Source organism: Priestia sp. SB1, assembly GCF_038898415.1.
In genome coordinates, this window is the sequence record NZ_JBBJSS010000006.1 from 51,560 (window position 1) to 70,968 (window position 19,409).

General features: G+C 39.0%; 20 protein-coding genes and 1 pseudogene. 7 read left to right on the plus strand and 14 right to left on the minus strand.

The features are described 5' to 3' along the window. The first annotated feature begins 65 nt into the window (after positions 1-65). Entirely contained in the window at positions 66-1,253 is a 1,188-nt protein-coding gene (locus tag WKH56_RS21860; RefSeq protein WP_310883936.1) for a macrolide family glycosyltransferase, read from the plus strand. Between the two features lie 295 nt (positions 1,254-1,548). Here the strand turns inward: WKH56_RS21860 and WKH56_RS21865 are convergent, their stop codons facing one another. Beyond that, on the minus strand, positions 1,549-1,866 hold the full coding sequence (locus WKH56_RS21865; protein WP_028414413.1) for a hypothetical protein: 318 nt from the start codon (positions 1,864-1,866) through the stop codon (positions 1,549-1,551). Between the two features lie 206 nt (positions 1,867-2,072). On the opposite strand from WKH56_RS21865, the gene WKH56_RS21870 reads away from it, so the two are divergent. Further along, positions 2,073-2,192 carry a DUF4023 domain-containing protein gene (locus WKH56_RS21870; RefSeq protein ID WP_080754499.1) on the plus strand — a complete coding sequence of 40 codons (120 nt, stop codon included), beginning with the start codon at positions 2,073-2,075 and terminating at the stop codon, positions 2,190-2,192. 173 nt (positions 2,193-2,365) lie between these two features. Next, positions 2,366-3,406, plus strand: a pseudogene (locus WKH56_RS21875) (alkene reductase); the annotation flags it as partial. Between the two features lie 28 nt (positions 3,407-3,434). Here the strand turns inward: WKH56_RS21875 and WKH56_RS21880 are convergent. The 4 genes from WKH56_RS21880 to WKH56_RS21895 all read right to left on the minus strand — a co-directional run bounded on the left by WKH56_RS21880 (position 3,435) and on the right by WKH56_RS21895 (position 8,622). Then, positions 3,435-4,157 (minus strand): GDSL-type esterase/lipase family protein, encoded by a 723-nt coding sequence (locus WKH56_RS21880; RefSeq protein WP_221832589.1) that lies wholly within the window; start codon positions 4,155-4,157, stop codon positions 3,435-3,437. Between the two features lie 245 nt (positions 4,158-4,402). Further along, the gene (locus WKH56_RS21885) at positions 4,403-7,441 is read right to left on the minus strand and encodes an efflux RND transporter permease subunit (RefSeq protein WP_310883937.1); all 3,039 of its coding nucleotides are present in this window, start codon (positions 7,439-7,441) and stop codon (positions 4,403-4,405) included. Between the two features lie 122 nt (positions 7,442-7,563). Then, entirely contained in the window at positions 7,564-8,013 is a 450-nt protein-coding gene (locus tag WKH56_RS21890; RefSeq protein WP_342836719.1) for a DUF6188 family protein, read from the minus strand. A 33-nt stretch (positions 8,014-8,046) separates the two neighbouring features. Beyond that, positions 8,047-8,622, minus strand: a complete 576-nt coding sequence (locus tag WKH56_RS21895) for a TetR/AcrR family transcriptional regulator (protein WP_028414418.1) — start codon at positions 8,620-8,622, stop codon at positions 8,047-8,049. Between the two features lie 260 nt (positions 8,623-8,882). Between WKH56_RS21895 and WKH56_RS21900 the strand changes: the two genes are divergently transcribed. After that, positions 8,883-9,176: a DUF3817 domain-containing protein gene (locus tag WKH56_RS21900; RefSeq protein WP_013083888.1), complete on the plus strand. Its 294-nt coding sequence runs from the start codon at positions 8,883-8,885 to the stop codon at positions 9,174-9,176. A gap of 47 nt (positions 9,177-9,223) precedes the next feature. Here the strand turns inward: WKH56_RS21900 and WKH56_RS21905 are convergent, their stop codons facing one another. Both WKH56_RS21905 and hutI read right to left on the minus strand, forming a co-directional pair. Then, positions 9,224-9,598 carry a DUF7674 family protein gene (locus WKH56_RS21905; RefSeq protein ID WP_028414419.1) on the minus strand — a complete coding sequence of 125 codons (375 nt, stop codon included), beginning with the start codon at positions 9,596-9,598 and terminating at the stop codon, positions 9,224-9,226. A gap of 75 nt (positions 9,599-9,673) precedes the next feature. After that, positions 9,674-10,951 carry an imidazolonepropionase gene (hutI, locus tag WKH56_RS21910; protein WP_028414420.1) on the minus strand — a complete coding sequence of 426 codons (1,278 nt, stop codon included), beginning with the start codon at positions 10,949-10,951 and terminating at the stop codon, positions 9,674-9,676. A 413-nt stretch (positions 10,952-11,364) separates the two neighbouring features. Between hutI and WKH56_RS21915 the strand changes: the two genes are divergently transcribed. Beyond that, complete coding sequence (locus tag WKH56_RS21915) at positions 11,365-11,628, plus strand: hypothetical protein (protein WP_013057818.1); 264 nt, start codon at positions 11,365-11,367, stop codon at positions 11,626-11,628. A 34-nt stretch (positions 11,629-11,662) separates the two neighbouring features. Here the strand turns inward: WKH56_RS21915 and WKH56_RS21920 are convergent, their stop codons facing one another. The 3 genes from WKH56_RS21920 to WKH56_RS21930 form a co-directional block, all read right to left on the minus strand. Continuing rightward, entirely contained in the window at positions 11,663-12,490 is an 828-nt protein-coding gene (locus WKH56_RS21920; RefSeq protein ID WP_048018950.1) for an LCP family protein, read from the minus strand. Positions 12,491-12,623: 133 nt separating this feature from the next. Further along, entirely contained in the window at positions 12,624-13,166 is a 543-nt protein-coding gene (locus WKH56_RS21925) for a GNAT family N-acetyltransferase (RefSeq protein WP_034270305.1), read from the minus strand. Positions 13,167-13,267: 101 nt separating this feature from the next. Beyond that, positions 13,268-13,681: a hypothetical protein gene (locus WKH56_RS21930; RefSeq protein ID WP_033580565.1), complete on the minus strand. Its 414-nt coding sequence runs from the start codon at positions 13,679-13,681 to the stop codon at positions 13,268-13,270. 181 nt (positions 13,682-13,862) lie between these two features. On the opposite strand from WKH56_RS21930, the gene WKH56_RS21935 reads away from it, so the two are divergent. Both WKH56_RS21935 and WKH56_RS21940 read left to right on the plus strand, forming a co-directional pair. Further along, complete coding sequence (locus WKH56_RS21935; protein WP_025751115.1) at positions 13,863-14,642, plus strand: undecaprenyl-diphosphate phosphatase; 780 nt, start codon at positions 13,863-13,865, stop codon at positions 14,640-14,642. A 1-nt stretch (position 14,643) separates the two neighbouring features. Then, positions 14,644-14,982: a hypothetical protein gene (locus WKH56_RS21940; RefSeq protein ID WP_048018948.1), complete on the plus strand. Its 339-nt coding sequence runs from the start codon at positions 14,644-14,646 to the stop codon at positions 14,980-14,982. A gap of 29 nt (positions 14,983-15,011) precedes the next feature. Here WKH56_RS21940 and qoxD read toward each other — a convergent pair whose 3' ends face one another. From qoxD to qoxA, 4 genes are read right to left on the minus strand one after another with little or no spacing between them, the layout of a single operon-like run. Beyond that, positions 15,012-15,320 carry a cytochrome aa3 quinol oxidase subunit IV gene (gene qoxD, locus WKH56_RS21945; protein ID WP_013057824.1) on the minus strand — a complete coding sequence of 103 codons (309 nt, stop codon included), beginning with the start codon at positions 15,318-15,320 and terminating at the stop codon, positions 15,012-15,014. Positions 15,321-15,323: 3 nt separating this feature from the next. Continuing rightward, on the minus strand, positions 15,324-15,932 hold the full coding sequence (gene qoxC / locus WKH56_RS21950) for a cytochrome aa3 quinol oxidase subunit III (RefSeq protein ID WP_013057825.1): 609 nt from the start codon (positions 15,930-15,932) through the stop codon (positions 15,324-15,326). Continuing rightward, complete coding sequence (gene qoxB, locus WKH56_RS21955) at positions 15,932-17,875, minus strand: cytochrome aa3 quinol oxidase subunit I (RefSeq protein WP_013083896.1); 1,944 nt, start codon at positions 17,873-17,875, stop codon at positions 15,932-15,934. Before qoxB ends, qoxC begins: the two co-directional genes overlap by 1 nt. A 46-nt stretch (positions 17,876-17,921) precedes the next feature. Next, positions 17,922-18,875, minus strand: coding sequence for a cytochrome aa3 quinol oxidase subunit II (qoxA, locus tag WKH56_RS21960; RefSeq protein ID WP_013057827.1), 954 nt, complete (start codon positions 18,873-18,875; stop codon positions 17,922-17,924). Between the last annotated feature and the right edge of the window lie 534 nt (positions 18,876-19,409).

Consider the following 19,409-nt stretch of genomic DNA (forward strand, 5'->3'; position numbering starts at 1 on the left):
TTAGTTGTCAACTTCCTTATATTTGATTACGCTTGAAGAAATCTTACCGAAAGTGAAGTGAAAAAATGGCAAACATTTTAATGATCAACTTTCCCGCTGAAGGTCACGTAAACCCAACGCTTGGAATGGTAAAAGCTTTTTCAGACCGAGGTGATACAGTTCATTACATTACGGCCGAGCGTTTTAAAGAGCGCCTTGAAAACGCCGGGGCTATCGTACACATTCACCCAGACTTATTAAGCGGTGTATCCATCAAGCCTGAAACTCCTCAAGGAATCAACGCTTTTTTAAACATCCACATCCAAACGTCTTTAGATACGCTGAAGCTTGTTCATATATTATCAAAAAAAATTGAATTTGATTTTGTGTTTTACGACAAGTTTGGAGCAGGCGAATTAGTGCGTGATTATTTGCGGATCCCTGGCATTGTATCATCTGCTTCTTTTTTAATGCCGAAAGACCGCTTAGCAATGATGCCTCTTCATCCTGATTCAGGCGTTCCATTTAAGCCGGATGAACAAGCTCAGTACGGGCTCAGCCTGCTTAAAAATCAGTTTGGCGTAGAACCTAAAAATCTGCTTCAATTTATGAACAATGAAGGCGAATTAACGGTCGTGTACACAAGCCGCTTTTTCCAGCCTCTTCATGAACATTTTGATGACTCGTGTTTATTTATTGGGCCAAGCTTTCCAAAGCGTCACCGCTCTCATGATTTTAAGTTAGAAAAGCTGAAAGACGAAAAAGTTCTTTATATTTCAATGGGAACGGTACTTCATGACGTAGAAGGCTTTTTCAACCTTTGCATCGACGCATTTAGCGATTTTGATGGAAAAGTTGTGATTGCAGCAGGAGACCGGGCCGATTTTAAAAGAATTAAAAAAGCGCCAGAGCATTTTATTATTTTGCCCTATGTTCCTCAGCTTGACGTGTTAAAAGAAGCGGACGTTTTTATCACGCACGGAGGCATGAACAGCGTAAACGAAGCTATTCATTTTAACGTACCGTTAGTCGTTTTACCTCATGGCAAAGATCAGCCGATCGTTGCTCAAAGGCTCGTGGAACTAAACGCCGGGTATCGCTTAGCAAAAGAAACGGTAAACGCCTCTCTTTTAAGAAGTGCCGTTGACGAAGTTGTCCGCGACGACTCCTATAAAAAAGGAATTAAAGAAATCAACGCAAGTTTCCAGCAGGCATCTGGACCGGCTGCAGCAGCCGAGCAAATTATCAATCACGTAGTGAAGCAACATTCATAAAGAAAAGGTGCACTGATGTGCACCTTTTTCGCATTAAAACAGCCATGTACAAACGGTATATACGCCAATGATTAGTATACTCATCTTACTAAGCGTACAATGAACGATAGTTAATTTTTGAAAGAGCACGGTCATGAACAAAGACCTCCTACTCCTTTAAAAGAGAAAAAGATGAAGAATAGAGGCGTTTCTTAAGCTTTATATACAATATGCCCTGCTTTTTCACCGTCTTGTATGTTCAAAAATAAGAGACCCATAGTTTGCGAAAGCATGTTAACAAAGCTATTCAAAAAAATTATGAATACAAATCCATATGACTGAAATAATCGAAAATATGATGTAAATCTGTAATCTTTATGCTATGAGTGCTGTAAGCAACGATTATTTCAGCTAGCATAAGAACAAATAAAATGGCCAATAGCACCTTAACAAGCGGAAATTGTCGGAACTGAGGAGAAAAAAGCAGCTTACTGACTGTATACAAAAACAGCAGGATAAAGTAAATCATCATGGCATTGGTCGCCTGAAGGGGCACATTCCAGACAAATATGTACACGCTGAATGTCAAAATTAAAATAAACGACATTTCTTTCCCGCTAAAAAAATCACTCATTGCGTAACACCTTTTCTTGTTCATGAATGAATAAGAAATTATAAACTCACGAAACATTAACGTTATTTTTACAACAGTATACACGATTTTCCTGTTAATTTCTATATACCGGTGTATATACGGAGCTGCTTTTAGCGGATTGGCGTCATGTTTTTGAGTGCAATGGGTTATAGTAACAGGGAAAGCTCATAAAGGAGGTATGGATAATGGAAAACACAAATCAATTTGTTCAAAAGCTGAACGACAATCAAGAAAAGCAGCGTAAAAATAAGCAGGGTCAAGCTACTGGCCACCCGGAGAAAAAACTTCCTAACAAACAGCATTAATATTGTAAAAGCTGGCTGTCAAAACAGCCGGCTTTTTTTGTGATCATTTTTTGGAAGTCGAAATGTTTGAAGATAAAACAAATCCCCTGTTACAATAAACTGAATCCGCTGCAAAAACGTTCGCAGCTATACTTTCCTCTTAAGGAGCTGAACATAAAATGAGTAAATTTGAAAAATTATTCCAACCAACAAACATTGAAGCATTTGATTTACACACTCGTACAGCAATGGCACCGATGACACGATGCTTTGCTGATCCAGAGACAGGCGTAGTCGGTCAAGACGTTGTAGACTACTACCGCCGCCGCGCAAAGGATGGTATTGGCTTAATTATTAGTGAAGGAATTGTTATCAGCGAACGCGCAAAAGGAAATCCTGGCGTTCCCGGTATCTATACACAAGAACAAATTGATTCATGGAAGCCTGTAACAGAAGCTGTTCATGAAGAAGGCGGCACGATTATCGCTCAAATTTGGCACGTTGGCCGCTTGAGTCATTCCGGGTTAATCAATGGGCATAAACCTCAGGCCCCTTCTGCTATTGCAGCACAAGGTCAAGTGCCTCGTTTCCGCAAGCCGTACGAAGAGCCTGAAGAAATGTCAAAAGAAGATATTAAAGAAGTTGTAGGACAGTACGCTCAAGCAGCTAAAAATGCCATTGAAGCAGGCTTTGACGGCGTTGAAATTCACGGTGCTCACGGCTATTTAATTGATCAATTTAATTCAGACTGGTCTAACAAACGCACCGATGAATACGGAGGCGACCTTGCACAGCGATTAACGTTTATGAAAGAAGTGATTTCTGCTGTTATTGACGCTATCGGAAAAGAACGCGTTGTGATTCGCTTCTCTCCTCATAAGCTTGATAAACCAGACTATCGCTGGGATGATACCGAAAAAGCCATTCAAACGTATACAAAAGCTTTTAAAGAAACAGGCATTGAGATTATTCACCCGTCTATGCTTGATTTTTACGAAGATGTCCAAAACGGCCAAAACCTTTATGAAATCACGCGTAAGTACTGGGATGGACCAATTATCGGCGTGGGTGATTTAACGCCTGAATCAGCTGAAAAAGCGCTTCAAGCCGGCTGGATCGACGTAGCTGCTATTGGCCGCCCGCTAATTTCAAATCCTGATTATTTACACCGCATTAAAAACGATGATGCTCTTGTCGAATACGATGCTAAAAAACATTTACCAGAGCTTATCTAAAAAAAGCGCTCCTTCCGGAGCGCCTTTTTTATTGGTTTACGTATGACTGAACTTCTTGTTTCCAAACAGCATAGCCTTGGCCTTTTAAATGAAGACCGTCCACCGTGAAACTACTTTTTAACTGATTGTTTTTGGATACTTTCGAATACAGGTCAATGTAAGAATCACTGTGTTTCTTAGCTAGACGCTCTAAATAGTTATTTAATGCTATCACATCTTTATTGTCCACTGCGTCGCCGCATTTTTTATTGTTCACGGGCAGTACACTTTGAATATAAACTTTTGTATTCGGTGATTCTTTATGAATACGCTCAAGAATTTCAGCGTAATTGGCTTTGGTTTGTTTTACAGATTTTTGCTCATTTAAATCGTTAATGCCAATCATTAAGAAAATCTTTTTTGGCTTAGCATCTGTAATGCTTTTTAAACGATGCAATACCCCTTCAGTTGTATCATCGGCTACGCCTCGATTGACAATCTGCTTATTATGAAAAAGTTCGCTCCACTCAGAGCGCTGGGTAATGCTATCACCGAGAAATACGATGGACTCTTTAGGAATACTTAATTGCTTGAACAAAGTAGTCCGTTCAATGTAATAAGGATTGTCTCTATAGCTTTGCTTAGACGAACCCTTAGATGACAGCGGATTTTTCATCGCGCTGCTGCTTGTTGCATAAAAAGCAAAAACACCTATGAAAAGGACATTTAAAATAATGGAACTGATAAATACAGCTTTCTTTGTTGAACTCACGAAAACGACACTCCTGTACTTTGTATGGTTTTTAGATAACTCTACGATGATATAGTAAAGCTTCCTGTTAACACTCTTTCCCTCCATACAAGACATTTAATCATTTTTTGTAAATAATGATTTTACATAAAAAAGAAGCGGCGCTCGAAAGCGCCGCTTCTTTTTCTATAATATAAGGGGTTAAAACGTACTTTTATTATAACATATAGTCTATGGTCATATTTTCCTCTATTAGAAAATAGTTCTTATGTCGTTTCTTTTTCCAGCTGTTTTTCTCTTTTTACTTGTCTTGCGAAGAAGAGTTCGTATACAACTGGAATAATAATTAAAGTAAGAAGAGTAGATGACGTAAGTCCTCCAATTACCGTGATGGCTAAGCCTTTTGAAATCAGCGTTCCGCTTGACGTAGTAAGCGCCAGCGGGATTAATGCAGCAATGGTAGCAAACGCCGTCATTAAAATTGGACGCAATCGCGTTTTCCCAGCTTCAATAAGGGCTTCGCGGATTGTCATGCCTTTTTGTTCACGATTTTGGGTAATTCGATCTACAAGCACAATCGCGTTTGTTGTAACGATTCCAATCAGCATTAAGAATCCAATCATGACGCTGACAGACAGCGGTTCTTTTGCAATGACAAGACCAACTAACGAACCGATTGGCACAAAAATGAGTGAAGATAAAATGATAAATGGAATACGCGCTTTTCCAAACGTAACGAGCATTGTTAAATACACAAGGCCGATTGCTGTTAAAATGGCTAGACCTAGAGATTGGAAGACTTCTACTGTCTCGTCGCTTCCGCCTCCTCCGTCCAAGCTCACATCTTTCGGCAAGTCTAGCTTTTTCACTCCATCTACAACATCTTTGGTCACAGCTTGAACATCATCGCCTTTGATGTCTGCTTCTACTCGTGCAAATACTTTACCGTCGAGTTTTTGAATAGAAGTGAACGTATCAATTGTACGAACGTCAGCGATATCTTTTACTAACACAGGCCCTCTCTCTGTAAACACTTGCAGGTCTTTAATTTCTTTTACTGAGGCAAGGCCTTTATCGTACGAAAGCTGAACCGCTCGTTTTTTATTATCCAATTTTAAGTCTCCAACCGATACCGGTTTGGTTTGATCAGAGATTGTACCAAGCAGCTGAAATCCAGATACTCCATACTCTGCGGCTTTATCAGGATCTACTTCTACTACAAGCTGCTTTTGCTTATCTGAGAAGTTATTTGTTACATATTTAAGACGTTTGTCTTTGTTTAAGTGGTTTTCCACTTGCTTAGCTGCCTTTTGCAAGTCATCTAAATTAGAAGAATATAAATCAACCGTCACGTTATTATTTGTAGGAGGCCCTCCTGTTGATGCTTCTTGCACATTAACTGTTGCTTTCGGTGATTCTTCTTTCGTGATGCTTTCCATTTTCTTTTGAACTTTATCAATAAACGTATCGACATTCACGCCTTCTTTTACATTCAAGAAATAGCCAACTTGGTTCGGACGTTTTACACCCGTTGAAAAGTCACGTGATCCAACTTCCGTTGTCACGTCTGAAATTTCGTTTTGGTCCGCAAACATCTTTTCAATTTTTAAGGATACATCGTTTGTTTTTTCAAGGGACGTAGATGCCGGTAATTGAACGTTGGCTTGAAGCATTTTTTGTTCTTCATTTGGAATAAACGTAAAGCCAAGTGAAGGAACAAGCGCAAATGATCCAAACAGTAAAATAAAGGATAAAATCAAAATTTTGATTTTATGATTAAGCGACCATGCAATCGCTTTTGCATACCCGCGCTGCAGCTTTCCTTCTTTTTCTTCAGGCGGTACTTTTTTAAATGCAAACTTTGCGAGAATCGGCACGATTGTGATTGCTACAAGAAGAGATGCTAACAGTGAAAAAACAACTGTTAAAGCAAACGGCAAGAAGAACTCTCCTGTAATTCCTCCTACAAAGCCGATTGGCAAGAATACAACAACCGTTGTAATCGTAGACGAGGTAATTGCTTTTAAAATCTCTTTTGTTGACGACTCGACAAGCTCATTGCTCATGCCTTCTTCTGAACGGCGAACGCGTCTGAAAATGTTCTCAATCACAACAATACTGTCATCCACTACGCGCCCAACGGCTACAGCCATTCCACCTAGTGTCATAATATTAAGCGAAATATCAAGCTGGTTTAAGAAAATAGCTGATACTAACAGCGATAATGGAATCGATATAATCGCAATGATTGTCGCACGGAAGTTACGCAAGAAAATCAGCACGGCGAGTGACGCAAATAATGCCCCGAGCAATCCTTCGCGTACTAATGTTTCAACAGACTTTTCAATGCCGTCAGCTGAGTCAAAGCCAATTGCGTAGTCTAACTGATCGTCATATTTTTTCAAAATCTTCATCGTTTCGTTGGCCACTTCAACCGTATTAGCGTCTTGCTTTTTTGTGATGGCCATCGACAGCGCATCTTTGCCGTCATAGCGTGTATATTCGCCTTGTTCTGTTACGGCTTCGACTTTGGCAATATCGCCAAGTTTCACAGGCTGTGCTTCAGGGTTCATCGTGGATTTCAGCTGGATTTTCTTTAATGCATCGATCGTGGCAACTTTTTCTTCTACTCGCACTGGAATTTGAAGCTCTTTTCCGTTTAATGTTCCTGCTGGGAAGGAAACGGCTTTTTGATTAATTTGTTCTTTCATCCCATCAAGCGTTAAGCCAGCTTGAGCTGCTTTTTCTTTATCGACCGTAATTTGTAAAAGGTCCTCTTTCACACCGCCAACTGAGACGGAGTTAACACCTTGAATTTTATTCAATTCAGGAATCACTTCATCGTTTAATACTTTTTCAAGATGTGCATCATCTTTTGCAAACAGTGAAATGTTGAAAATCGGGAAGGAACCAAATGAAAAACGGTTTACGTCTACATTTGATGACTCTGGTAAATCTAATTCTTTTATCGACGAGTTAATTTGCTGTTCAACTTTATCTAAATCCGTATTAAACGGGAATTCTAAATTAATAATACCGACGTTTTCATACGATACGCTTTGTACGCTTTTAACGCCTTCAATTCCTTTCACTTGGTCTTCGATTTTCGACGTGACACTTTCATTTACGTCATCAGGAGAAGCCCCAGGATACGTTGCTTCAATGGACAGCTGCGGAAATTCGATATTCGGCAGTAAATCAATTTTTAGTTTTGAAAATGAATATAGCCCCGCTAAAATAAGTAAAAATGAAACGATAAACACAGCTACCGCATTTTTTAAACTAAATCTCGTCAAAAAATTCATCTTTTTCCTCCGTTACGTAACTAAGTTATTTGAGAAGCCTTCATCCTTTAATAGCTGCAGACCCGTTTTATTTTTTTAACAATTTTAGAGTACCCATGGGTCAGTTTTTCGCAAAAAAAAACTCACCTCCTTTCATATGCTGATGAACTGTCTATACAAACTGAAATTTGATGGTCGCACGCTCCCCCTGGAAGCGAGATAAAGGAAAAGCCGTCTTGACCATATAAATCCCAGCCTTCAAAAAACGAGCTGTCATGAAACATATCTAGCGCATACCCATTAGAAAACGCAATTCGAAGTATACCGATATCTTCATACCACTGTATAGAGAGAATGCGCTGGCCAAGCAGCAGCGCTTCGACTTGCTGACGCTGCTCGGCGGAATGTAGCGATTTCCAGTCTGCTTGACCAAGCAAGATGCTGCGTTTGTTTTTTAGTCTCCATGGACATTTTGCCACAAGTCCGCCTTTACTAAATCCAAGAGAAAACGGCAGGGTGTTGTCTGTGTTTACCTTGGTAACGGTTTGTTCTTGAAAATATGAAAAATTAATTACTGTGCTGCTGTTACTCATCATATCCCTCCATTATCAACCAGTACCGACGAGTCATTTTTGGGTCTCAAAATAGCAGCCTTCAATGTATAAGTTCACAATAAACTCCGCATAGTTCATGATATCTTCTTCTGTTATATCATCATCGGAAACGATATCCATCCTATACCCATTTAACATGCTGCAAAACGCTTTTGAGTGTAAAAAAGCGTTTTTTATTTTTTGCTCTTCAATCAATTTAGCAACAAGCCCGTGATAATCCTCAAAAAATTGATGAAGACGCCCCATCATTTCTGGCATTTGGTGAGGGGCTTGCCAAAAAGAGTCCGGATATTTTTTAGTTTCGTAAAAAAAGAGCAGGTGATGTTTCGCAACTGAATAGAGCTTTTCGTGAAACGTTTGGCATTTATCTGTTCTTCGCTTTGCATGATACAAAAACTCATCAAACGAACGATTATTAACAGCGATATAAAGCGACTCTTTAGACGAAAAGTACAAGTAAAGCGTTCCTTTAGATACACCCGCTAGTTTAGCAATATCAATCATTTTTGCTTCATAGTAACCTTTGGATCCGAACACTTCAAAAGCAGCATCTAAAATTTTCTCCCGCTGCTGTTTTCGGTTTGTCATGGTAAAAAATCCTCTCATACGTTTTCGATACTATACATATAAAATAATTAAAATAACTTGTCAACACGTAGTGTGCTCTTTTATACATTGCATCACAAGAGTATGTCAGTTTTTCAAACAAAATACTTCTATAGCACAAATTAAAGCGTTTTCGACTTTTTTGTGACAGATACAAATGATGCTTGTATATGAAGAGCTTGCTATGGTACATTTTTGTCATCGATACAGAAATTTATTCCGTCGTTACGGGAGGAGAAAACATGGTTCTTACATCACCAATCGGTCGCCTGCGCTTAGTAGGAATTTTAGAAGGAATTTCATTTTTACTGCTGCTGGGCATTGCTATGCCGCTAAAATATGCAGCAGGCATACCCGAAGCTGTATCAGTTGTAGGCGCAGCACACGGTGCACTTTTTGTGCTGTATGCTCTTGCAGTCGTTCATGTAAAATTCGCGCATAAATGGTCAATCGGCCGCTCTTTATTTGCATTTCTTATGTCGGTTATTCCGTTTGGTCCTTTTATTTTAGAGCGCCAGCTGAAAAAAGAACAGTAAAAGAAAAGAACGTCACGGACATCATGTTTCCATGACGTTCTTTTTCCTTACTGTTCCGCACTATTTTCGCTAAAGTGGTCAATCGTTTTCCACCACTTCAGTGAGTGAGGTTTTAATAGCATTCCAATTTCTTCTGGACTAATTTGCTGATCTATAATCATTTCATGCATTGCTTGAAAGAGTCCCGTTGTAACAGCTTCTTTCACATCAGATTCACCTTCTATATACAGCTGTTCAATCGCTTCAAACACATCCGGTTCACGTTCGAGCTGGCCGTTATATTCAAGAGAGATCAAATGACCCGCTACTCGGCTTAATTCATGCTGCAGCTCTTCTTTATCGTTGAAGTTGATTTCTTCGCTTGGCTCAAAAGATGGGCAAGCTTCTTTTAGTAATGGAATAACATTTTGTTTTGTAATCATATCTAAATTCCCTGCCTTTGCATGTGTGACAAATTCTCTATTCTTTACCCTTTTCTCTTTTTCTATAAACTTGTTTTACAAAACTTTACCGTTTTCTACAACTACTTCTCCTTTTTTCACTACGCTATCAATATGATTCAAGCCATACTGATATTGAAGGGTTCGATAACTAGAGACATTAAAAATCGCTAAGTCAGCTTGTTTTCCGGCTTCAATACTCCCAATCTTATCTCCTTGATTAATAGCATGAGCTGCGTTAATAGTTGTGGCTACAAGCACTTCTTCAGGACTCATGTTCATATTCATACATGCCAGATTCATCACAAATTGCTGTGAAGTCGTTGGAGATGAACCTGGATTGCAGTCTGTAGAAAGAGTAACCGGAACGCCTAAATCGATCATTTTTCTAGCATCTGGCCATTTCATTCCAACAAATAAGGAATTCCCCGGTAAAAGTGTGGCTACGATCCGTTTTTCAGCCAGTTTCTTTAACCCTTCATCAGAAGCATACAAAAGATAATCTGCTGATATCGCTCCTACCTCTGCTGCGAGCTCTGCTCCTCTGCAGTATTCAAAGGGGTCGGCATGTATTTTAGGAAGCATGCCATGGCTTTTCCCGGCTTCGAGTATTTCTTGACATTGTTGGAATGAAAAAGCATTTGGAAGACATACAGCATCATTAAATGCTGCGAGCTTATAAGAAGAAATTTGAGGAATCATTTCGTGAATAAGTAAATTGACGTATTTCTGCGTATCTCTTTTATATGCTAAAGGTACGACGTGTGCTCCTAAGAAGGTGCTTATGACATCAACTGGGTGTGTATCATTCAGCATTTTAGCGATTTGCAGCTGCTTCAGTTCTGTTTCTAGTTCTAAGCCATATCCGCTTTTCACTTCTACAGTTGTGACCCCGTGAGCTAGAAAAGACGTAAGACGCTCATAGCTCTGCTGATAAATTCGGTACGCATACTCTTCCTGTGTCTGAACGACAGTGGAGTGAATACCTCCACCTTCTTCTAATAAATCCAAGTAAGAAGTTGGTCTTTCAAACCGCCTATAAAATTCTTCTTCACGAGAGCCAGCGTACACAGCGTGTGTATGAGGATCAATCAGACCCGGAGTTACAATTTTGTGAGAAGCATCAATAATCGTTGCATCATTTCTTTCCCTTTCATATTTTTGTTCTAGCTCTTTTGTTGTACCTACGGTCACAATTTGATCTCCTTCTATCCAGACTGAGCCATTTTCAATCACCGTCAAGTTTCTCATTTCTTTGCCAGCTAAAGGACCTTTATTTTCTTTGGCCGTTACAACTTGCGAAGCATTTTTAATCCATAGCGCTTTTTTGGACATCGTTGAATTTCCCCCTTTTCTAGCGTGTACCACGTTTTGGGGCTCCATGTTTACCGTAAACTCATTTAGATTCACCTACACATTTCGCACCTCTGCCTTCTTTCTTGTAGGTAGAAATTCGAAAAAGCATGTCCATGGTCTGAAAAGCGTGTTTTTAAGTCTTTAAAGCTAGATAACTTATATTTTTTTCAATTATATACGCTTTTAGACCCTTTTTTTCTCCGTTTTCTTACTTATTGACTCTTGTTTTATACAGATATATCCTTATATACTAAATCTTTTATCACATGTATTTTATAAACATCACGGCGAGGTCCCCTCAATAGGATAAATAATAGATTTCTAGGAAGAGAACGTTTATAATATTCTTTGAAGTTTTACTTTTAGAAAGATTCACTAATGGAGGAAGAAATATGATTGTCAACTATAAAAACCAAGCAACCGGCCATCGCATGAATAACGGCTGGAATCTTTTCTATGCGTCAAACTTAACGATGTGGCGCAAAGATGAAAAGTATTTGCTTTTAGATGAAAACCAAGATGTAGTGATGATCTTTGGCTTTAAAAAAGACGAAATCATTCTAGATAAATTGCAAACGTGGGGCTATACATTTGGTGTCCATCCAGAGAAAAAACAAATTTCCTGCTTGCAGCGTCAAGAAGAAATTGGTGAATAAAAAGAGGGCTGAAAAAATTCAGCCCTCTTTTTTATTAATGGGTTTGTTGAAACATAGCGCTCAGCTGCTTTTTTTCAGATGGTTTTACAACATAATACCATGTACCATCTACCATTTGTCCTTCTCCTTTTACCGTTACCGTTTCGAAATCAGGCCGTCCATTCTTAATGACGTTATACATCGTAAATGCATCGCTGACATCAATATTCGTTTGGATATGCTTTTTTCCGAGCGTGAGAAGACTTGGGATATTTTTCACCGTTGACATGTTCATTCCTTTATCTAGTAGAGCTTCCACCACTTGACGCTGGCGATTGTTTCTTCCTAAATCACCTTTTGGGTCTTCATGTCTCATCCGTACATAGGCAAGAGCTTTTTCACCGTTCAACGCATTTTCTCCTTCAGGAAAGATAAATGAATCAAAGACAAAAGGAAACGGGTTATTCACGTTCACGCCGCCAAGTTCATCGACTACATCTTTGAACCCCTCCATATTTACTTTCACATAGTAGTCAACGTCAATATTTAAAAAATTCTCAACCGTGCGCACGGTTAAAGGAATGCCTCCGTATCGATAAGCATGGTTAATTTTCTCATCCGTCCCTTTTCCATCAATGTGCACGCGCGTATCTCTAGGGATCGGCATAACCTTTGCTTTATTATGGCTTTTATCTAAATTGACCACCATTAATACATCTGAGCGGCCCGTATCGCCTGGCCTTTCATCTACGCCCATAACGAGTACATTAAACGAATGAGGCTGCTCTTTAGCAGATGTTTGATGCTGATAGACAATTCCAAACCCAGCGGTTCCTAAAAGCAACATACATGCCGCTAAGACGCCTACTTTGTATTTTTTCATTCATACGGCCTCCTTTACACATCACTTACTCTCTATATGCCTTAATGAATGAAAATTTATACCTTCTTGAGGAAATTTAAGCACGCGTCAAAAAAGCCCGCTTGTTAGGAAGCTGGCTTTTCACTAGTAGATGTTAGCTTGATTTTTGATGCACATCACGCTGTGCCCATTCACTTTCTAGCATACTCATTTCAATTAAGCTCCAGTACTGTCCATCTACAAGCCGGACATCTCGAAGAAGGCCTTCGCGTGTAAAGCCAATTCGTTCATAAGACTGAATCGCCCGCTCGTTAAAATCAAAGACGCCGAGCGAAATTCGGTGAAGGCCCAGTTCTTCAAAACCGAAAGCTAACACTTTTTCAAACATGTGCGAGCAAAACCCTTTTCCTCTATACTTTTCACCAAGCAGCACTCGGCCAATTCTTCCTGTTTTATGATAATAATCAATATGAGCCAGGGAAATATGCCCAATAAGCTGTTCATTGTCATCTATGACAGAAAAAGCATAGGTAGAGGCACCATCTTCATTTGCATATCGAATATAGTGTTTTAACTGTCTAGGAGTAAGCGGAAAAGAAAAGCTAGAGCCGCTCCATTGCACCATAAATGACTCGGAGGGAATCCAATCCATTAGCTGTTTAAAGTCTTTTTTGGAGAACGGTCGTAGAGCTATCACATAATTCTCCCCCTTATTATTTCTGACTTTTCTAAATATATTACATTTATCATAATAAACTGTCAACTGTCTATGTAAAAAAAAGCCATCATTTCGATGACTTATAGCTGTAATGCTTTTCTGAGAAGAGTTAAATCATGAGTAAATTCAAAAAAATAGGTTCTATTTTCATTGTCAAATACCATCATGATTGGTTTTTGGTTCGGTTCAAGAACAAAAATAACTTCACTTGCCAGCGTGTTGACCGCACTATTTTCAATTTTCACGGCTGGATCAAGAGGTACTTTAACAAGATAGCCTTTTTTAGGAAGCGGACTTGCCTTTTTATATAAACCAGTAATGGACGCAATACTTTTTTCGGCTTCTTTTTGAACATTTGGAGGTTTGGGCGTTGAACGAACGACTCTGCCCGTTTCAATTTGAAACACCTCTACTTTTGGCTGTTCAGCACTTACTGCTTGCGGAAAAATAAAAGCAGCGAATACGACGCATACAGCAACCCATTTTCGTATCATTTTAAGCACCTCTTTCCATAGTGGATGAGATGGAGATAAGAATGGTCGTCTCTTCTTATACTATGACCTATTTTTACGTATTTATTTCACTAAATGAATGCCTATACTTCCATGTTTTTGTCATGTTCTCAGAACTTCCTCTATACACTACTAATAAGGACACGCTGTATGAGGTGATAAGATGTCGTGGTTTGAAGCATTTATTTTGGGAATCATTCAGGGGCTTACAGAGTTTTTACCAATAAGCAGCACGGGGCATTTGTATTTAGGGCGCCACTTATTTGGCTTAGACGATGCGGGATTGTATTTAGATACGATGCTGCACATGGGCACTCTGCTTGCTGTGTTTGTCTTTTATAAGCGTGAGCTATGGCATATTATTCGGCATCCCTTTAGCAAGCTTACAGGGCTTTTAGTGATAGGAACGATCCCTGCAGTTGCGATTGGTCTTTTGTTTAAAGACTATTTTGACAGCATTTCTAAATCTGGCCTAACGATCGGCTGGGAATTTCTTGCGACGGGACTGCTGTTATGGTTTGGTGATTCCGTAAAAAATGGCTATAAAAAAATGGATCATATTTCATACGGAGATGCTTTTTTTATCGGCTCGTTTCAAGCAGCTGCGATATTCCCTGCTGTATCCAGGTCTGGCTTAACGATGGTAGCTGCGTTAATGCGAAAATTAGACCGTGAAACAGCCGCTTATTTTTCCTTTTTATTGTCGACTCCGGCCATTTGCGGAGCAGTGTTACTTCAGTTAAAAGATGTAGTCACAGGTGAAGTCGAGCAGCTCTCCGTTTTCTTTTTATTCGTCGCTACCCTTTCATCTGCTTTATTCGGTTATGTAGCGGTAAAATGGATGATCAATTATTTAAAGCATCATTCGTTAAAAACGTTTGCGATTTACGTTTGGATATTAGGTGCAGTCGTGCTTGTTTGTCAGTTTACGGGGGTGTTTTAAGATGAAGATAAAAGTCCGGACGCTTTTTTTAGTATTGTTTTTTGCCGGCATTTTAGTCGTGACAAGCTATGTTGATAACAATTCCCAGCAGTCGTTTGACAGCATATCTCACCTTTCACTTGATGGAGGAGCTGTTGAAACTTCTGCTGATGAAGACGCTGCGGAACAATTAAATATGTCGGTCAAAGAAGTTCATGTTAAAACAGAAAAAAGAGGCGGATACCGAATTGAAGTATACGAACAAGTAAATGTTTATAGAGATGATAAAGGAAAAGTAGTAAAAAAAGTGGCTACGGGAGAATATCAAACGTTGAAATATAAACTGAATGAAAAAAAATAAACCACTTACCGAAGTAAGTGGTTTTATTTTTAATGGTTAAAGTGAGCTGCAAGAATCCACAGTGTACCAACAACGATACAAAGTGCAATAAAGAAACTGTAAAGAATATTTGCAACCTGTACTTTACCATTTTCACTTTCAGTCATGTGCATGAACATTACTAGCTGCATTGCTGCTTGTAATAACGCTAGGATCATGATAAGAGTCATCGTAATGCTTCTTGATAGATCAGCTAGCACTACTAAACCAAGCGCTGCGAATGTTAAGGCTAGTGAAAGGATAAGCCCAAATACATGACTAAGCGGAAAACCTGCTTTTTGGCCTTGTTTATTTTCCATGTCTTATCCCACCAATCCGTTCAAGTATACAAGCGTGAAGATGAAGATCCATACAACATCAAGGAAATGCCAGTATAAACCGATAATAAATACTTTACGAGCAGTAACTGGTGTTAATCCTCGTCTTACTAATTGAATAATAATACTGATTGCCCAGAATACACCGACTGTTACGTGAAGACCGTGCGTTCCAAGTAGTGTAAAGAACCCTGATAAGAAGGCACTTGTTTGCATTGTTGCACCTTCGTGAACTGCGTACATGTAAAACTCACGAATTTCGTAGAAAAGGAATCCTCCACCAAGAACAAGTGTAATAACAAACCAAACTAAAAGTCCTTTTAAATCATTATTACGCATTTTAAAGATGGCAATTCCCATCGTGAAACTACTGAATAGTAGTAACAGCGTTTCGATCATAAAATCTTTAACAACGAACAGTTCTTCTGCAGTAGGGCCACCCGCTGTACGCGTATGGTACGTTAAGTACGTTACGAACAGCGTAGAGAACAACGCGATCTCGGCACCTAAGAAAATCCAGAATCCAAGGATATTCAGGCGACTTTGTTCTTCTTGGTATTCTAACGGCAATGATTTATCTAAATGTCCTGCCATTATTTGTCACCCCCTGTAATTCCTTCAACCTTCTTGATTTCATCTACTTTTACATAGAAGCCCGGATCATAATCAAATGAACGAGCAAGCATACAAGCAAAAATACCTGCTAATCCAACGATTGCCATTGGAATCCATTCAAATACTAAGCCAAATCCACCGATAAACCAGAAAATACCTGAGATAAACGGCACACCAGAGTTGCTTGGTAAGTGAATTGGTTTTAAGTCTTCTGCTTTAATTTCTGTTTCATTACGTTTTTTCATGTGCCAGAATGCATCCATTTCTTTCACATGAGGAATTACTGCAAAGTTGTAAGCTTGAACTGGTGATTTAGTCCACCACTCAAGTGTACGACCATCCCAAGGATCGTTTGCAGTGTCGCGTTTGTTTTTCCATGCACTGTATAATAAGTTAACTACTAATACGAAGAAGCCAAGACCCATTAAGAATGCACCGATTGTTGAAACTAAGTTTAATCCGTTCCAGCCAAGGTTGTCTGCATAAGTTTGCATACGACGAGTCATACCGTCTAAACCTAGGAAGAATTGTGGGAAGAAACATACGTTAAATCCAACAACAAAAATCCAGAATGAAATTTTTCCTAATTTTTCGTTCAACGTGTGACCGAAAATTTTCGGATACCAGAAGTATAAACCTGCGAAACAGCCAAACACTGTACCAGAGATTAATACATAGTGGAAGTGAGCGATTAGGAAGTAACTGTTATGATATTGATAATCGGCTGATGCCATCGCAAGCATAACCCCTGTTACCCCACCGATTACGAAGTTTGGAATAAACGCTAATGACCAAAGCATCGCAGTCGTAAATTTGATACGGCCTTTATACATTGTAAAGAGCCAGTTAAAGATTTTAACTCCGGTTGGTACGGCAATTAACATCGTTGTAATTGAGAAGAACGAGTTAACTGACGGTGAGTTACCCATTGTAAAGAAGTGATGCACCCATACAAGGTAACTTAAGAATGCGATACCGACCATTGATACTACCATTGCTTTATAACCGAATAAATTCTTACGAGAATGTGTACTGATAACTTCTGAGAAGACACCGAATACCGGTAAAATAACGATATATACTTCAGGGTGACCCCAAATCCAGAATAAGTTAGCCCACATCATTGGAAGACCGCCGTTAGCCATTGTAAAGAAGGCTGTTCCGAATACACGGTCAAGTGTCATAAGTGCAAGCGCTACTGTTAATACAGGGAACGCGAAAATGATAATAATTGATGTGATGAAGATTGACCAAGTAAACATTGGCATTTTCATCATTGTCATGCCAGGGGCACGCATTTTTAAAATTGTTACAAAGAAGTTGATACCAGTCATTAATGTACCAGCACCAGCAATCTGTAGTGAAACGGCATAGAAGTTATTTCCGATACCCTCACTGAATTCTTTACCTGCAAGCGGGAAGTAACTTGTCCAACCTGCATCAGGAGCTCCTCCGATTACGAAAGAAAGGTTAAATAGCATTGCTCCCATAAAGAATGTCCAGAAACTGATTGCGTTTAAGAACGGATATGCTACGTCACGCGCACCAATTTGTAATGGAACGATTACGTTCATTAGTCCGATAATAAATGGCATTGCCATGAATAAGATCATGATAACACCGTGAGCCGTGAAGACTCCGTTGTAGTGATGTTCATCTAAAATGTTCATACCCGGGAATGCAAGCTGCATACGCATCATGATTCCATCAATTCCGCCGCGGAAAAGCATTAATACAGCTGAAAGGATGTACATGACACCGAGTCTTTTATGGTCAACTGTTGTTAACCATTCTGTCCATAACCATTTCCATTTCTTGAAATATGTTAAGACAAAAACGATACCGATGACCGTCATAGCGATTGCTGCGTCAGCAGCGTAAATCATAGGTTCGCCAGTGACGAAAAATTCATCTAGCTTCATTATGTCTTCCCCCAATCATTACGTTATTTAGTGTAATAAATGAATGTTATTCATGATTTGAGTGATCCATGTTTTCCATTTCTTCATTACTCGTTTTTTCGTCTTCTTTCATCTTGCTGTGATCATGTCCTGTACCACGTTCTAGCTCTTTGCCAGGAATGTATACATCTTTTGCATGGTCAATCCATTTTAAATGTGTACCGTTGTAAGTTTGACGACCAACAACGCCTGGGCTTAGGATTTGATCATATTTCTTTTCAGTCAATTTACCAGCTGTACCTTTTACGTCACTAACCCACTCTTTGAAGTCTTTGTCCGTTTGAGCTTGAACTTCGAACTGCATTTGAGTGAAATGTTCACCCGAGAAGTTAGCACTACGTCCCATATAAGAACCAGGCTTATCAGCTTCTAAGTATAATGGCATTGACATATTGTTCATCGAATATTTTTGTCCGCCAAGTTCTGGTACCCAGAATGAGTTCATAGGTCCTTGAGCCGTTAACTCAAATTTCACTGGCGTATCTGCTGGAATGTTTACGTAGTTAACCGTCTCGATATTTTGTTCCGGATAACTGAAAATCCATTTCCAGTTTGCAGATGTAACGTGAATCACGATTGGATCTTTATCCTTTGATTCTGCCGGTACTTCTTCTGCAGAGTAGATCGCTTTAACAGTTGGCACTGCTAATAGAATTAAGATGATGATTGGGAATGCTGTCCAAATAACCTCCATCTTTAAGTTACCTTCTTGCTCAGGTGGCTCATAGTCCATGTTTTCAGGTTTTTCACGATATTTGACAAGAACAAATATAAAAATAGCAAATACGACAACAACCACGATCAACATCATCCACATAGACCAAATGATTAAATCAGATTGCGTTTTTGCAACAGGACCTTGCGGGTTCAATACAGCAAGTTTTGAACAACCGCTCAAAAATACTAGTGAAAGCGCAGATAGTAAACCTACTAGCTTCCAAAATCCTTTTTTTGGTTTCACTTAAAACTCTCCTTTCTAACAACACATGATGCGAAGCCTATATTGATGAACATTCAAAATGCGCTATCTTTCGCTAGATAACGACATTTTTATACAGACTCTCTTCCCCCTTATTTGTAGGCCACTACTATTGTAATACAAAATGACATTTTTTTCGTCCCTTTTGCTTTATTTTTTTATATTAAAAATATTCTAATATAGTGACTGTACCAATGGGGTTAGAGTGCTTCAACCTTGCGATATTCTATCACATAATTTGGTATGAATAAATGTAAATAAAAGGATTCAGCTCCCATTTCTTAACTATTTCTTTAGGAATAACTGCAAAATTAGCTTTGCATGTTTGCTTCAACATTGATATATCAATACACATCGACATAATTGAATATTTTGTGACAAATTTTCAAAGAAAATGTGACGCCCTGTATGAAACTTATTTTGCCCGTTAATTCCCCTTTGTTTTGTAGCAAATATTTGATTTTTTTGCTTAAAATTCTTTCTTTCAAAAATATGAACAAAACGTGAATTTTTTTA